Below are 14,570 nucleotides of genomic sequence, written 5' to 3' on the forward strand. Positions count from 1 at the left end.
AAGCGATGGCCGAGGAAGACGTCCCGTTCAACCGTCATTTCCCGCTTCCCGCGGGCGTCGTCGAAGAGGTGCGCCCCGGCATTCGCCGCGTCCTCTGCAACAATCCGAGTCCGTTCACCTTCACCGGCACGGTCAGCTACATCGTGGGCACCGGCAACGTCGCGATCATCGATCCCGGCCCGGACAACGAGGCCCATGCGCAGGCGCTGCTCGATGCCATCAGAGGCGAGACGGTAACGCACATTCTGGTGACGCACACCCATCGCGATCACTCGCCGAACACCGGCCGGCTGAAGGCCGCGACCGGCGCCACCGTCTATGCGGAGGGCCCGCATCGCGCCTCGCGGCCGCGCTACGAGAGCGAGAAGCACAATCCGGAATCCGGCGTCGACCGCGACTTTGCGCCGGATGTCACCGTTGCTGACGGCGACGTGATCGAAGGGCAGGGCTGGCAGCTCGAAGCGGTGGCGACGCCCGGCCATACCGCCAACCATCTCGCCTTCGCCTGGGGCGAGCGCAGCACCACTTTCGTCGGCGATCACGTGATGGGTTGGGCGACATCGATCGTGGCGCCGCCCGACGGCGCGATGGTCGACTACATGGCCTCGCTGGAGCGGCTCGCCGCGCGACCTGAGGAGCTGTATTTCTCAGGCCACGGCCCGGAAATTCCGGAGGGACCACGCTACACGCGCTTCCTGATGCGCCATCGCCAGGCGCGCGAAGCCTCGATCCTGCATCGTCTCGCCAAGGGCGAGGCTGACATCCCGACGATGGTGCGCGCGATCTACATCGGCATCGACCCGCGGCTCACCACGGCGGCGGGCTACTCCGTTCTCGCCCATCTGGAAGATCTCGTCGCCCGCGGCATCGTCGCAACGGAGGGCGATCCGGTGATCGGCGGGACGTATCGGCTGGTGTAGCGGATAGCGAGTAGGGGAAGAGTGCGAGCCGGGAAGACTTCATTCCCTATTCGCTACTCCCTATTCGCCATTCGCCCCGCTCACTTCTTCACCGTCTTCGCATTCCCCTTCGCCGCCACCGGCGGCGGCGTGACCTTCTTCACCGGCTTCTGCGCCTCGGCCTCGCCGGCGTTGGACAGGTCCTCGATCAGCTTGGTCACGCGCGCGGCGTTGCTGCCGATATCGGACTCGAAATAGCGCGAGGCGGAGCGGACGTCGACGCGGGAATCCTCGCCGTCGGGCTGGATGCGGATCGAGATGTCCTCGCGGAAGCCCATGATCGGCGTGCGTGCGACCGCCTCGATGCGGCCGACGCGGCGCGGCGGCTGCGGCGCGCGCTCGTCGACCACGAACCATTTGCGCCGGTTGACCAGCTTCAGGGCGATCGCGTAGGCGCGATCGGGCGGCAGCTCGATCTGCACCGGCTCGATGTCCGGATAGAATTTCTGCTGCTGCTCGGCTGAATACAGCCCGGCATAGACGGCCGTGTTGGTGCCGTCGCCGTTGCGGAGCGGCGCCAAAGCCTCGAAGCGCGGCGGATCGATCGGGTCGGTGGTGATGTCGTAGATCTTCGGCAGCTTGCGGTACTGGAGCGCGAGGTAGGCCGGATAGGCCAGCACCACAGCGTCGATCATGAAGGCGAGCAGAATCCGGCTCATGCCGCGGCTGCCGTTGCGCCAGATCGCGACGAAGGCGGCAAGTCCGAGCAGGATCGACAGCGCGGCAAGCCCCAGCGCGCCGAAGAACGTCGCCAGCGCCGGCTTCATCTCCAGAAAATCGAAGCGCAGGATCAGGATCGAGACCAGCACGGCGACGACCGAGAACACCGCCAGATTGCGGGTCCAGGTCGCGAGGCTGGAGATCGGCTCCGACAGATAGGGGGCGTGAAACCTGCGTGCCATCGTGTCAGGAACTGCCGGGTTGGGCCGCTGCCTGCATTGCGCCGGGCGGCCGGGTCATCCGTGTGAGACCACGCGGATGGGGTAAATTCAAGAGGCGTCTGGTCCGGAGAGGGCGGATGATCCGGACACCGTCTCAGGTGCTTTCGCTGGGGCGGATACGCAAGGCCGTCAGCATCAACAGGACGGTCGTGATGGAGAATGCTGCGCCGGTCGTGAACGTCGCCCGCGGCCCATAGGCGTGCCACAGCCAGCCCGCCAGCAGGCTTGCGACGAGCAGCGCACCGCCGGTGACGAGGTTGAAAAGGCCGAAGGCGGTGCCGCGCAAGTCCGGTGGGGCGGTATCGGCGACCATCGCCGAGAGCAGCCCCTGCGACAGTCCAAGATAGAGGCCCCAAAGCGCGACGCCGATCGCGGTGCCGATCAGGCCAGGCAGGAATGCCAGCGTCAGGTCGGCGGCTGTCAGCACGACGAGGCCACAGGTCAGCACGTTGCTGCGGCCGATATGGTCGGAAAGGATTCCGGCCGGCATGGCCACGCCGGCATAGACCAGGTTCATCAGCACGTAGACCAGCGGGATCAGGAATAGGGGAAGGCCGTCGGCCTGCGCCTTGAGCACCAGGAACGCCTCGCTGAAGCGGGCCAGCGCGAATACCGCGCCGATGGCGACCACGATCCAATAGGCGCGTGGCAGCCGGCGCAGCTCACGTGGATGGATCGGCCAGCCGCGGCGCGGTGCAGGCGCTATCTCCACCGGCTCGCGCACGCCGAACAGGATCAGCAGCACGGCGAGCGCGGCCGGCAGTGCCGACCACCAGAACACCGCGCGGAAGTCGTTGGCGTAGAGCGCCATCAGTGCCACGGCGAGGAGGGGACCGGCAAAGGCGCCGACCGTGTCGAGCGCCTGGCGCAGGCCGTAGCTCGCGCCGCGGATGCCTTCCGGCGTCACGTCGGCGATCAGCGCGTCGCGCGGCGCCTCGCGGATGCCCTTGCCGATGCGGTCGACGAAGCGTGCGGCGAGGATCTGCCACGACGTGCTGGCGAGCGGAAACACCGGCTTGGTCAGTGCCGCCAGCCCATAGCCGATCCCGACCAGAAGCTTGCGCTTGCCGATCCGGTCCGACAGAGCGCCGGAGAACACCTTCGTCACCGCCGCGGTGGCCTCGGCCACGCCTTCGATCAGGCCGATGGTCACCGTAGAAGCGCCGACCACGGTCGCGAGGAAGATCGGCAGCAGCGCGTGGATCAGCTCCGAGGAGATGTCCATCAGGAGCGACACCAGCCCGAGCGTCAGCACCGTCGACGGCACGTCGCGCCATGTCGTGCGCGCGGTCCGTGGTCCTGTCGTGTTCATCACGGCATTGTAGCGATTGGATCTCGTCGAGCCTTGCGCCACGTCAACGCTGTATGCCGGCTGCAATGCAGAACGGCCTCCCCGGTGATGGAGAGGCCGCTCGTAGTGATGCGCCGTTGGAGGTGGCCTGCTCAGGCCGCGGCGTTGGGGAAGCGATAGCTCTTGAACTGGTCGCGCAGCGCGGTCTTCAGGATCTTGCCGGTTGCCGTGTGCGGAATGCCGTCGACGAAGGCGACGTCATCGGGCATCCACCATTTGGCGATCTTGCCTTCCATGTATTTCAGGATGTCCTCGCGCGTCGTCGTCTGGCCGGGCTTCAACTGCACGATCAGCAGCGGGCGCTCATCCCATTTCGGATGATAGACGCCGATGACGGCAGCCTCGGCGACGGCGGGATGGCCGACCGCGAGATTCTCCAGGTCGATCGAGGAGATCCATTCGCCGCCGGACTTGATGACGTCCTTGGAGCGGTCGGTGATGCGCATATAGCCATGTTCATCGACGGTGGCGACGTCGCCGGTGTCGAAGAAGCCTTCATCGTCGAGGATGTTGCTGTCGACCTTGTAGTAGGCCTTCGACACCGCGGGTCCGGACACCTTGAGCCGGCCGAAGGTCTTGCCGTCCCACGGCAGCTCGGTGCCGGCATCGTCGGTGATCTTCATCTCGACCCCGAACGGGGGGAAGCCCTGCGTCTGCAGCACATCGAGCTTGGCGTCGCCGTCGGCGCCGAGGAACGGCGGCTTCAGGGTGGCGAGCGTGCCGATCGGGCTCATCTCGGTCATGCCCCAGGCGTGACGCACGCCGATGCCCATGTCGAGGAAGGCCTGGATCATCGAGCGCGGCATCGCCGAGCCGCCGCACACCACCATCTTCAGATGCGGCAGTTTGAGGTTATGCGCCTGCATGTGCTGCAGCAGCATCAGCCACACCGTCGGCACGCCGGCGGTGTAGGTCACCTTCTCGGTGTCGAGCAGCTCGTAGACGGACGCGCCGTCGAGCTTGGGGCCGGGCATCACCAGCTTGGTGCCCATCGAGGGAGCGGAGAAGGCAATGCCCCAGCTGTTGGCATGGAACAGCGGAACCACCGGAAGCATTGTGTCTGCTGCGGACGTACCGAGTGAATCCCGGCTATTGGCCATCAACGCATGCAGCACGTTGGACCGATGCGAATACAGCACACCTTTCGGATCGCCCGTGGTGCCGGACGTGTAGCACATCGCGGCTGCGGTGTTCTCGTCGAAGGTCCCCCAGGCGAAATCGCCGTCGGCCTCGCCGATCCACGATTCGTAGGCGACGGCGTTCTTGAGCGTCGTCTGCGGCATGTGTGCGGCGTCGGTCAGCACGATGTAGCGCTCGACGCTCGGCAGCTTGTCGGCGAGCTTCTCGAGGATCGGCACGAACGTCAGATCGGTGATGACGATGCGGTCCTGGGCATGGTTGATGATCCAGCCAATCTGCTCGGGAAACAGGCGTGGATTGACCGTGTGGCAGATCGCGCCGATTCCCATGATGCCGTACCAGACCTCGAGATGGCGGCCGGTATTCCAGGCGATGGTGGCGACGCGGTCGCCCAGCTTGATGCCGTCGCGCGTCAGCTTCTGCGAGACCTTGAGAGCGCGGTCGTGGATCTGCCGATAGGTGGTGCGAACGATGGGGCCTTCGACCGAGCGGGTCACGACCTCCTGGGAGCCGTGGATTGTCGCCGCATGCTCGATGATCCGGTGACAAAGCAGGGGCCAGTCTTGCATCAAACCAAGCATCAGGTCGTTCCTCCGGTATTCGCTTGCAGCGAGGGTCTTTTGGTCTCTTTGGTCAATTTTAGCGCGTGCCGCATCCGACGCAAATGGACTTGTGATGGCCACGACGTCGCGCCGGGCGTGATGGTTAGCGCTGTGGTCGTGGCGATCGCATTGAGCTGGCTCATGGCGGCGCCGGCGGCGGCCGCGAAATCAGCGCACCGCAGCCCGCCCGCGGCCTCTGAGCCCGCTGCGAAGCTGGCCGATGGCGTTGCCAAAGTGCCGCTTCCGCAGCCGCGGCCGGCCGACGCGCCGGCGCGGGAGGCGGCCAAGGGCGAGGATGCCGCTCCGCGCGACGAGGCCAGCACCGGTCCGAAGGCGGATGCCAAAGCCCCGCCGCCGCCTTCGGCTTGCAGGCTGGCCCTGACCGAAGAGGTCGCGATCGCGCCGTCGATTCCGCCGATCAAGGGTCCTGGCGGCTGCGGCGGCGAGGATCTGGTGCGGCTGGAGGCGGTGGTGCTGCCTGACAAGCGCAGGGTGGCGCTGACGCCCGCGGCGACCATGCGTTGTCCGATGGCGACTGCGGTCGTCAATTGGGTGCGCGACGATGTGGCGCCGCTGGCCGAACGGCTCGGCAGCGCGGTCACCGCGCTCGACAATTTCGATTCATATCAGTGCCGCGGCCGCAACAATGTCAGCGGCGCGCAGCTATCGGAGCACGGCCGTGCCAATGCGCTGGACGTCCACGGCTTCAGGCTGGCCGACGGCCGCATGATCGATCTCACCGACCGCACCCAGCCGCGCGATTTGCGCGAGGCGGTGCTGCACGCGGTGTGCACCCATTTCTCCACCGTGCTCGGCCCCGACTCCGACTGGTACCACGAGGATCACATCCATCTCGACCTGATGGAGCGGCGGAACAATTACCGGATCTGCCAATGGGACGTGCTCGACCCGCTGCCGAAGGTCGCGCCCTTGATGCCGGCCGCCCGGCCTGACGATGCGCCGCCGCGCGAGACCGAACAGGCCGGCACTGAACGCTCCAGGAAGACCGCGAGCACCCCGGCCGAGCGCAACGGCACCAGTCGCGGCGTCTCGGCGGAGATGAAGGCCGGAACGTCTACCGCAGCGGACGGCACCGCTCCGTCAGCTGACGAGGGGACCGAACGGTCCGCCGTGGAAGAGCGCTCTCCCGCGCAAAAACCAGCTGATTCGGCCCGCAATCGGCGCACGGCGTCAAAGCCGGCGCCCGAGCAGCAAAAGGTCGAAGCCGCTGCGCCAGAGGCGCGATCCTCGACCGCCAAGCCGCCGGCAGGCGGTCCATCCGCAGCGTCGGACAAAACCCGCGATGCAGCCGGGCGCGACCAGCGCGCGCAGACGAGCCAGAATGGGGAGCGAGCCTTGCCCTCGAAGCCGGCGTCGCGGAAGCGCCATCACAGTCGCCGAAGCTGGGATCCGTTCCGTGGATTGTTCTAGCGCGTGATGAGACGAGGTCTGGTTGCTAGCTGCGAACGAAGGTGCGCTCCCTCTCCCGCTTGCGGGGGAGGGCGGGGGGGGTGCCGCGATTGAGGCTGCCCGAGCGGAGAGAGCCCCCACCCGGCGCTTCGCTTCACCTCCCCCGCAAGCGGGAGAGGTGAAGCGAGCCTGCGGTTAAGTCGATTCAACCAAGAGGCATCGCGCTCTAGCGCCCAAAACAAAAGAGCGCCGGTTGCCCGGCGCTCTCAAAGAAGGATGCTAAACGCGTTTCTCGGCTTTTGAATTTCGTCCGCCGCAGCCGAGGCTCACTGCATCGCAGCGTAGGTGCCGCCGCCCTGCAGTGCCATCTGCGGCTTGTAGGGCGAATCACCCTTCTTCGGATCCAGCACCACGACGATGGTGCCGACCTTCACCCGGTTATAGAGATCGATCGCATCCTCGTTGGTCAGGCGGATGCAGCCCGAGGAGATCGAGGCGCCGATATATTCCGGCTGGTTGGTGCCGTGGATGCGGAACAGCGTGTCCTTGCCGTTGGCATAGAGGTACATCGCGCGCGAGCCCATCGGATTGTCCGGACCGGCCGCCACGAAGGTCGGGACGCCCAGGCGCTCGATCTCGCTCTTGGTCGGATGCCAGGCCGGCCATTCGGTCATGGCCCCGACCTTGGCGATGCCCGACCACGCCATGGCCTCTTCGCCGACGGTGATGCCGTAGCGAATCGCCTTGCCGCCATCGAGCACGTAATAGAGGTAGTGGCTGTCGGAATCGACCACGATGGAGCCCGGGGCTTCCTTGCGGTGATAGTCGACGATTGCGCGCCGATAGGGCTCGGCCACCGGCGTGTTGGTGTAGCGGATCTTCGCGAGAAGCTCCTTGTCCTTCGGCTTGAAGGCCTGGGTGTTGGTCGCCTCGTACGTCGTGGCCTGCATGCAGCCCGACAGCATCAGGCCGGCGGCCAGGAGTCCGAGTTTCACCTTCAGCGACATGTCACCAATTCCAATCGACAGCTGACGTTGCAATGACACGGCCGCGCCACTGCAGCGCGATTCCACATGTCCCATTATCGTCAAAATCGTTCTCAATTCCAGCCGCTACACGCATAGGTCACGCTGCAGCGCCGCGATTGTTGCTTTTTTGCCGCAAAGTTGCGGGCAGTCATCCACAGCTGTGCTCCGAATGGCACGGTCATGCTCCGCTGGGCGTTGCGCGAGCGGCTGCGGGGCATTGGCGAGAAAAGCCCATGGACCGGGCCCGCAGGCTGCGTCACAAGGCAGCAGCATCCCACCGCTAAGTCCCCGAAATTCACGTTTCGCGATTCGGAGTTTGTCCATGTTCTCGGTGTTCGTCCCGTCGGAAGCCGCGCTGAAGAAGATGGCGGTCACCGATCCCGCGGCTCTGCCCGAGAATGCGGTGTGGGTCGACCTGGTCAACCCGAGCAATGCCGAGGATCGGGCCGTCGAAAAGCTGGCCGGGATTGCGGTACCGACCCGCGAGGACATGCAGGAGATCGAGATCTCCAGCCGTCTCTACATCGAGAACGGAGCCCGTTACATGACGGCCACGCTGATGTGTCACTCGGATTCCGATATGCCCAGGACCACGGCCGTCACCTTCATCCTGGCTGGCCACCGTCTCGTGACGGTGCGCTACGACCAGCCGCGCCCGTTCGCCGTGGTGGAGGCCAAGCTCGCCCGCAACTGTGCGCCCGGGATCACCGGCGAGATGGTGCTGATGGAGTTGCTCGATGCCGTGATCGACCGCTGCGCCGACATTCTCGAGAAGGTCGGGGCTGATATCGATCAGGTCAGCCACGAGATCTTCGAGCCTAACAATGAGCGTCACGGCCATGCCAAGCAATATTCGCAGATCCTGATCGCGATCGGCCGCAAGGGCGACCTGACCTCGAAGGTACGTGAGAGCCTGGTGTCGATCGGCCGCCTCGTCACCTTCCTGTCTGCGGTGGTCGAGGGCGTGAAGTGGTCGAAGGACATGCGCGAGCAGCTCAAGACCATGCAGCGCGACGTCGCCTCGCTGACCGACCACGCGTCCTACCTCGCGAGCAAGATCACCTTCGTGCTGGATGCGATGTTAGGCGTCGTCAACCTCGAGCAGAACAACATCATCAAGCTGTTCTCGGTGATGGCGGTGGTGCTGATGCCGCCGACCTTGATCGCATCGATCTACGGCATGAACTTCAAGATGATGCCGGAGCTCGAATGGGTGCACGGCTATCCGATGGCGCTGGTGCTGATGCTGATCTGTGCGATCGTGCCGTACTACATCTTCAAATTGAAGAAGTGGCTGTAGTGCCGCTGGCCTGAAAATCCAGGCTCTACGCGAGAGGGACGAATCTGCGCGAGGCCTGCGGCATTGTGCCGTCATTCCAGGCGATGCCTCATTCGCGCCCTGTTGTTAGCAGCGGCGTAGACATGTCATTGATCGATCGTCATGCTGTCCGTCGCTATGCACTTAAGGTGACACAAGCGGTGAGATGCAACACATAATAGGAAATACTTGTTAGGCCGGCTGCAATGCCGCTGCAAAGCCGCCCCAATTCCTCAGGTAAAATTTGATGGGAACGCTGAACGTTTGATCGAAACTTCTCTGCGATAAATCTGCACCAGCATGACAAACAACGAGCGCCTCGGCGCGTGGCATGCAAGGCAGAGCTCGAGGGCGCGTTCATCGCGCCTTATCCAAGAGGCGGCGGCAATGGTTGAGAAACGCATAATGGCATCGAACAACGTGATCGATCTTGCCAGCTATCAGCGCAGCCGCGCCGACATTGTCGTGGCGTTGTCGCCGCGTACCTGCCGCTACTGCGGCGCCGAACTCGAGGACGACGAGCGCGATGATGATTGCTCCAGCGCTCTCAACGTCGAGTCCGACCGCCTGCGCTGGCGCGCCGCGCAGATTCTGCGCGGTTTGGTGTGCGAAGGCTGAACGACCGTTCTCGACCGGGCGGTATTCAGGCAATGCCGCCCGCGCTGCCAATGATCGGAAATTCGGTGCGCCGATCCCATCCCATGAACAGCGTTCCCTCCGGGAGCGCTGTCTTGTTTGTGGTGGTCGGTAGGTTCCGTAGCGATCTTCGGAGATGGCGTTAATCACGCCTTCGCCCGGTCATCCAGAACTTGCCGAACGTGGCAAGCCGCTATGAACCAAATCGCCGCTATGAACCAAATCGAAGACGGGCAAGCGTCTCTGCGTCGATTGCCTCAGACGTGCTGACCGCCGTTGATGTGGATCTCGGCGCCGTTCACGTAGGAGCTGGTCTCCGAGCACAGCACATAGATGATCTTGGCGACCTCGTCGGGGGTGCCGAGGCGCTGCATCGGGATCTGCTCCTGGACGATCTTCTCGGTGCCCGGCGACAGGATCGAGGTGTCGATCTCGCCGGGGGCGATCGAGTTGACGCGGACGCCGACCCGGCCGAAATCCGACGCCATCTCGCGGGTCAGGGCGGCCAGCGCCGCCTTGGAGGTCGCGTAGGCCGCGCCGGCGAAGGGATGCACGCGCGAGCCCGCGATCGAGGTGACGTTGACGACGGAGCCCCTGGCCGCCTTCAGCTCCTTGATCAGGCCGCGCGCCATCATGATCGGCGCAAAGAAGTTGACGCGGAAGACGTGATTCCAGGTGTCGAGGTCGGTGTCGACGGTGCCGAGCCGGGCGCCGCCGGCGCCCTTCGGCGAGATCGCGGCATTGTTGACCAGCGCGTGCAGCTCGCCGCCGTCGATCCGCTGTTTGATCTCGGCGATCGCGCGCACGGTGTCCTCGGGATCGGACAGGTCGACCTGGACATGGTCCTCGGGGCCGGCGCCCCACGGGCATTCTTCGGGAAAGGGGTGCCGTGAGCAGGTGAGGACGCGCCAGCCGGCAGAGGAGAAGCGGATCACGGTGGCATGGCCGATGCCGCGGCTGGCGCCGGTCAGCAGCATCGTGCGCCGTGGCTGGTTGGAAGAGGTCGGCATGAATTGCGTCTTTCACGATCCCGGACGGATCAACTTACCACAATGGTTGTGTGATCGGCGCCTGATTCACGCGCGCGATAGCGATTCGTTGGCGCGTCGGACGTCTAGAGGCCGGGCGCAAGCGCGCGCGCGATCCCCTACGGATACATCCGCACTTTGGTCCAGGGCTGGCCCGAAGCCTCGCGCCGGAATTCGATGCGGTCGTGCAGGCGGAATGGCCGGTCGTGCCAGAACTCCATGCTGACGGGCGTGATGCGCCAGCCGCTCCATCCTGGCGGGCGCGGCACGTCGCCGATGATGTATTGCGCGGCGACCTTGGCGATCGCCTGCTCGAACGCGAAGCGGCTTTCCAGCGGCTGCGACTGCTTGCTGGCCCAGGCGCCGAGCTGCGCCTGCTTCGGCCGGGTCGCGAAATAGGCGTCGGCCTCTTCGTCGGTCACCGGCGTCACGAGGCCGCGGATGCGGACCTGGCGGCGCAGCGACTTCCAGTGAAACAGCAGCGCGGCCTTCGGATTGGCGGCGAGCTCGCGGCCCTTCTGGCTGGCCTTGTGGCTGTAGAAGACGAAGCCGTCCGCGTCATAGCCCTTCATCAGCACCATGCGCACGTCAGGCAACCCACTGTCGTCGACCGTTGCCAGCGCCATCGCATTCGGATCGTTGGGCTCGCTCTTGCCGGCTTCGGCAAACCACGCCGCAAACAGCGCAAACGGCTCGCCGGCCTGGGTAAAATCGGCCGATGTACCGGATGTTAAGGTTGTCTGGTGTTTGATGCTCGTGGGGTCGGTCATGTGTATGGGGAGTCCGAGTTTTGCGTTCACCCGCGGCCAGGCGCGTGCAAGTCCATTCTGGTCCGGCCCTATATAGGGCATCGGTCCGGCTTGGCCTATCCGCGATCGGTCATGCCGGCACCGCTTTGACACTCATTCTAATCGGCTTGTCCGGCAGCGGCTGCAGCCTGTCGCACCCTGAAACGGCCTTTGCCAAGATGGACGATGCAGAGGTCACCGGCGCGATCAGCCCGCCGCCCGAGCGCGAGCCGACCGAAGCCGATCTCGCTTTTGCCCGCAACGCTGCGTCGGACGTGCTGACCAAGGGGACCAAGGATTCCAGCCAGCCCTGGCAGAATCCGCAGACCGGCGCCCGCGGCTCGGTGACGCCGATCGCCAAGTCCTACACCGCGGACAACGGCCGTACCTGCCGGGATTTCCTGGCGAGCTACGTCAACGGCAAGACCGAGCGCTGGCTGCAGGGCTCGGCGTGCCGGATCGAGCGGGGGCGATGGGACATCCAGACGCTCAAGCCCTGGCAGCAAAGCTAGCTGGGATCGTCTGAAACCCGTTGCAAAAATACAACGGACTCCCCAGATGAAATGCAAAGCGGGCGGGGAGCCCATAGGTTAGTATCTGACTTTCTGTAAGGAGACGTGACGGATGCGCGACCCCTATGAGGTCTTGGGGGTGCCGCGAAGCGCCAGCGCTGCGGCCATCAAGAGCGCCTATCGCAAGCTCGCCAAGAAGCACCACCCCGACAGCAACAAGGATGATCCGAAGGCATCGGCAAGGTTTGCCGAGATCAGTTCTGCCAACGAGATCCTGGGCGACGAGGAGAAGCGCAAGCAGTTCGATCGCGGCGAGATCGATGCTGACGGCAAGCCGCGCTTCCAGGGCTTTCCTGGTGGCGGCGCCGGGCGCGGCGGTCCAGGGGGCGGCTTCGAGAACTATACCTTCCGCAGTGGCGGCGGGCCGGGCGGCGGCTTCGGCGGCGGCGGTTTCGAGGACATTCTGAACAGCATGTTCGGCGGCGCCCAGCGCGGCGCGCGCGGCGGGGGCAGCCCGTTCGAGTTCGACGCCGGCGGTGTCGGCCTCGATCTCGATCTGAAGGTTGCGATGTCGGTCTCGCTCGAGGAGTCCGTCAAGGGCGGCGAGAAGCGCGTGCGGCTGCCGTCGGGCAAGGAGCTCAACGTCAAGGTCCCCGCCGGCGTCACCGCCGGCCAGCAGATTAGGCTGAAGGGGCAGGGCGAGAGCGCGCCCGGACACCGGCCGGGTGATCTCCTGATCACCATCCAGATCGCGCCGCATCCGTTCTTCAAGGTCGAGGGCAGCGACCTCAGGCTCGATCTGCCGATCACGCTTTACGAGGCGGTCCTGGGCGCCAAGGTGAGGGCGCCGACGCTCGGCAGCGCGGTCGAGCTGTCGATCCCGAAGAACACGTCCAGCGGCCGGACCTTCCGGCTCAAGGGCAAGGGCTTGCCCAAGAGCGATGGCTCGGCCGGCGATCTGTTCGTCACCACCCGGATCGTGCTGCCCGACGGCAACGACGCCGAGCTCGAGGCGCTGATGACCAAGTGGCGCGATCGCCATCCCTACAATCCGCGCAGCAACCTCTCCTGAGGTTGCATATTGTGGACGTGTAGGCTAGAAGTTGAAGTGCGAGCTGGAAAGCCGAGAAAAAAGTGCGGCCTCGAAAGGGGGACCAGCGCGGTACAAAACCCCAATCGAGGCCGCTTCCGTGTCGATCGGCGGATCGAACACTCCTCATTTTTTCGTGAACATTTGGCGCTATATTGAGACGTGCCGGTGACCGGATTCCAGATTTCCGGTGACCGAATTGCGGCGCCGACCTTGGCGTGTCCCCCTGCGCGGGAGGACGCAGGCACCGCTTCCCCTCGCTCATCTCCTGCAGCCTGCGAGCAAGCCCTTCAGATCGTATCGGGAATTGTGACGGTACTCGTGGGGGCCACAATCTCCGGCGTCTCGCCGCTAGCCGCCCGTCCGTTCGGACTGATCATAAACAAGGCGCGCAACCTGGGTGAGACGCGTCCGGTCGCTGCTGCCGCTGACGACGTAGCTGACGCCGCGCTCCGCCCAGGACAGCGCAGCGGTGGTGCCCTGCGCCGTATAGCGCATCTCGGCCGCCTCGATCCCGACCTTGGTCGCATACACCGTGAAGCGCTCGCCGGACGTGCTCTCATACATCAGGAAGGAGGCCGGGCCGGTCGGTCCCGGCAGCAGCCGGCCACCGACGAGCTTCAGTCCGGTGGTTTCCAGCTCCGGCGCCTGCACGGTGCGACCGCAGCGCCGCGTCAGCCATTGCTGCAGATGGGCCTTCTCGTCGCCGGGGACCTCGACCGGATGGCGCACCTCCACGACGTAGAGCCGGTGCGCATCGAGCGCCTCGCCGGCGAGGGCCTGCAGCGGCGACGGCGAGGACGCGGCGCCACGCGCGACCCAGCCGACCGCGCCGCCGACCGCGAAGGCCGCCACGCTTGCAGCCATCGCACCGATGACCCAGCGCCGCGGCTGGCGGTCCAGACCGTCGAGGTCGAGCCGCGGCGGCACCGGCTCGTTGACGATCGAATCGTAGCGGGCGTGAAGCGCCTCGGCCATGCTGCGCCAGGATTGCACCCGCTCGGCGTCCGCCGGATGCTCGGCCAGCCAGCGCTCGACGTCGCTGCGGCGCTCGGCCGGCAGCTCGCTGTCGACATAGGCGTGCAGCTCGTCTTCGGTGACGGGAATGGTCGGGTCGGTCATCATCGGGATCTCATGGCAATCGAGCGGCTGCGGCGATGCGCGGTCGCTGCAGGCTTGAGCAGGCGAACATGGCAGGGCGGCTTTTGTGCAGTGGTCATTTCACCCTCCGCAGCGCCGGCCGCTCGCCCTCGAGCACGGCACGGACATGGGCGCGAGCGCGGGCGAGGCGGGACATCACGGTGCCGATCGGGACACCCTGGATGTCGGCGACCTCGCGGTAGCTCATGCCTTCGAGCACGACGAGGAGAAGCGCTGCGCGCTGCTCCTCCACCAGGGTCGCCAGTGCGCGCTCGATGTCCCGGCCCTCGGCCTCGGTGCCGCTGGCGTCGGGATTGTCGTCCCGAAGCGGCATGAAGTGGGGCCGCCGCGCCAGTGAACGCCGGCGGTTCTTGTTCAGATTGGTCAGGATCGTGTACAGCCAGCTCCTGATGTCGCCGCCCAGGAACAGCCGTTCCGAGCGCAGCGCCCGCACCAGCGTGTCCTGGACCAGCTCGTCGGCCGCGTCCATGTCGCGCGCCAGCGCCCGGGCATAACGGCGCAGTGCCGGAATCATGGCCTCGACGCTCTGGCGGAACGCGTTCATGGAATGCCCTGCGGCTGTTCGCTGCGATGACACGGGCGCAGGCCGCAGCCTGTGCCTTGCAA

The 14,570-nt window shown here is 65.5% G+C and carries 14 protein-coding genes; 6 read left to right on the top strand and 8 right to left on the bottom strand.

Features of this window, described 5'->3' with window-relative positions:
- Positions 1–5 precede the first annotated feature (5 nt).
- Positions 6–920, top strand: a complete 915-nt coding sequence (locus QX126_RS17270; protein WP_315782500.1) for an MBL fold metallo-hydrolase — start codon at positions 6–8, stop codon at positions 918–920.
- Positions 921–1,000: 80 nt separating this feature from the next.
- On the opposite strand, the gene QX126_RS17275 is transcribed toward QX126_RS17270, so the two are convergent.
- From QX126_RS17275 to QX126_RS17285, 3 genes are all read right to left on the bottom strand, one after another.
- A complete protein-coding gene (locus tag QX126_RS17275) occupies positions 1,001–1,861 on the bottom strand; it encodes a DUF1499 domain-containing protein (RefSeq protein WP_315758050.1) in 861 nt (286 codons plus the stop codon).
- A 133-nt stretch (positions 1,862–1,994) separates the two neighbouring features.
- Complete coding sequence (locus QX126_RS17280; protein WP_315782501.1) at positions 1,995–3,212, bottom strand: MFS transporter; 1,218 nt, start codon at positions 3,210–3,212, stop codon at positions 1,995–1,997.
- Positions 3,213–3,343: 131 nt separating this feature from the next.
- Entirely contained in the window at positions 3,344–4,972 is a 1,629-nt protein-coding gene (locus QX126_RS17285; protein ID WP_315776224.1) for a fatty-acid--CoA ligase, read from the bottom strand.
- Between the two features lie 162 nt (positions 4,973–5,134).
- Here QX126_RS17285 and QX126_RS17290 point away from each other — a divergent pair, with 162 nt between their 5' ends.
- Positions 5,135–6,424, top strand: coding sequence for an extensin family protein (locus QX126_RS17290; protein ID WP_409999106.1), 1,290 nt, complete (start codon positions 5,135–5,137; stop codon positions 6,422–6,424).
- Between the two features lie 305 nt (positions 6,425–6,729).
- Here the strand turns inward: QX126_RS17290 and QX126_RS17295 are convergent, their stop codons facing one another.
- Positions 6,730–7,410 carry a L,D-transpeptidase gene (locus tag QX126_RS17295; RefSeq protein ID WP_315740898.1) on the bottom strand — a complete coding sequence of 227 codons (681 nt, stop codon included), beginning with the start codon at positions 7,408–7,410 and terminating at the stop codon, positions 6,730–6,732.
- Positions 7,411–7,753: 343 nt separating this feature from the next.
- Here QX126_RS17295 and QX126_RS17300 point away from each other — a divergent pair, with 343 nt between their 5' ends.
- Both QX126_RS17300 and QX126_RS17305 read left to right on the top strand, forming a co-directional pair.
- Complete coding sequence (locus tag QX126_RS17300) at positions 7,754–8,731, top strand: magnesium transporter CorA family protein (RefSeq protein ID WP_315782504.1); 978 nt, start codon at positions 7,754–7,756, stop codon at positions 8,729–8,731.
- Between the two features lie 423 nt (positions 8,732–9,154).
- A complete protein-coding gene (locus QX126_RS17305; protein ID WP_409998085.1) occupies positions 9,155–9,367 on the top strand; it encodes a hypothetical protein in 213 nt (70 codons plus the stop codon).
- A 275-nt stretch (positions 9,368–9,642) separates the two neighbouring features.
- On the opposite strand, the gene QX126_RS17310 is transcribed toward QX126_RS17305, so the two are convergent.
- Both QX126_RS17310 and pdxH read right to left on the bottom strand, forming a co-directional pair.
- The gene (locus QX126_RS17310) at positions 9,643–10,395 is read right to left on the bottom strand and encodes an SDR family oxidoreductase (protein ID WP_315758045.1); all 753 of its coding nucleotides are present in this window, start codon (positions 10,393–10,395) and stop codon (positions 9,643–9,645) included.
- A 137-nt stretch (positions 10,396–10,532) separates the two neighbouring features.
- Positions 10,533–11,183 (bottom strand): pyridoxamine 5'-phosphate oxidase, encoded by a 651-nt coding sequence (gene pdxH, locus QX126_RS17315; protein ID WP_315740895.1) that lies wholly within the window; start codon positions 11,181–11,183, stop codon positions 10,533–10,535.
- Positions 11,184–11,308: 125 nt separating this feature from the next.
- Between pdxH and QX126_RS17320 the strand changes: the two genes are divergently transcribed.
- Positions 11,309–11,713 carry an RT0821/Lpp0805 family surface protein gene (locus tag QX126_RS17320; RefSeq protein WP_315740894.1) on the top strand — a complete coding sequence of 135 codons (405 nt, stop codon included), beginning with the start codon at positions 11,309–11,311 and terminating at the stop codon, positions 11,711–11,713.
- 112 nt (positions 11,714–11,825) lie between these two features.
- Positions 11,826–12,785: a DnaJ C-terminal domain-containing protein gene (locus QX126_RS17325; RefSeq protein ID WP_315782506.1), complete on the top strand. Its 960-nt coding sequence runs from the start codon at positions 11,826–11,828 to the stop codon at positions 12,783–12,785.
- 369 nt (positions 12,786–13,154) lie between these two features.
- Here QX126_RS17325 and QX126_RS17330 read toward each other — a convergent pair whose 3' ends face one another.
- Positions 13,155–13,928 (bottom strand): anti-sigma factor, encoded by a 774-nt coding sequence (locus tag QX126_RS17330; RefSeq protein ID WP_315782507.1) that lies wholly within the window; start codon positions 13,926–13,928, stop codon positions 13,155–13,157.
- A 91-nt stretch (positions 13,929–14,019) separates the two neighbouring features.
- Entirely contained in the window at positions 14,020–14,508 is a 489-nt protein-coding gene (locus tag QX126_RS17335; RefSeq protein WP_315740891.1) for a sigma-70 family RNA polymerase sigma factor, read from the bottom strand.
- Between the last annotated feature and the right edge of the window lie 62 nt (positions 14,509–14,570).

Source organism: Bradyrhizobium sp. SZCCHNPS1003 (assembly GCF_032381555.1).
Classification (GTDB): domain Bacteria; phylum Pseudomonadota; class Alphaproteobacteria; order Rhizobiales; family Xanthobacteraceae; genus Bradyrhizobium.

Coding starts and splice junctions, on each gene's coding strand:
- QX126_RS17270 (WP_315782500.1), top strand. CDS start 6: ATGGCCGAGGAAGACGTCCCGTTCAACCGTCATTTCCCGCTTCCCGCG.
- QX126_RS17275 (WP_315758050.1), bottom strand. CDS start 1,861: ATGGCACGCAGGTTTCACGCCCCCTATCTGTCGGAGCCGATCTCCAGC.
- QX126_RS17280 (WP_315782501.1), bottom strand. CDS start 3,212: ATGAACACGACAGGACCACGGACCGCGCGCACGACATGGCGCGACGTG.
- QX126_RS17285 (WP_315776224.1), bottom strand. CDS start 4,972: ATGCTTGGTTTGATGCAAGACTGGCCCCTGCTTTGTCACCGGATCATC.
- QX126_RS17290 (WP_409999106.1), top strand. CDS start 5,135: ATGGCGGCGCCGGCGGCGGCCGCGAAATCAGCGCACCGCAGCCCGCCC.
- QX126_RS17295 (WP_315740898.1), bottom strand. CDS start 7,410: ATGTCGCTGAAGGTGAAACTCGGACTCCTGGCCGCCGGCCTGATGCTG.
- QX126_RS17300 (WP_315782504.1), top strand. CDS start 7,754: ATGTTCTCGGTGTTCGTCCCGTCGGAAGCCGCGCTGAAGAAGATGGCG.
- QX126_RS17305 (WP_409998085.1), top strand. CDS start 9,155: ATGGCATCGAACAACGTGATCGATCTTGCCAGCTATCAGCGCAGCCGC.
- QX126_RS17310 (WP_315758045.1), bottom strand. CDS start 10,395: ATGCCGACCTCTTCCAACCAGCCACGGCGCACGATGCTGCTGACCGGC.
- pdxH (WP_315740895.1), bottom strand. CDS start 11,183: ATGACCGACCCCACGAGCATCAAACACCAGACAACCTTAACATCCGGT.
- QX126_RS17325 (WP_315782506.1), top strand. CDS start 11,826: ATGCGCGACCCCTATGAGGTCTTGGGGGTGCCGCGAAGCGCCAGCGCT.
- QX126_RS17330 (WP_315782507.1), bottom strand. CDS start 13,928: ATGATGACCGACCCGACCATTCCCGTCACCGAAGACGAGCTGCACGCC.
- QX126_RS17335 (WP_315740891.1), bottom strand. CDS start 14,508: ATGAACGCGTTCCGCCAGAGCGTCGAGGCCATGATTCCGGCACTGCGC.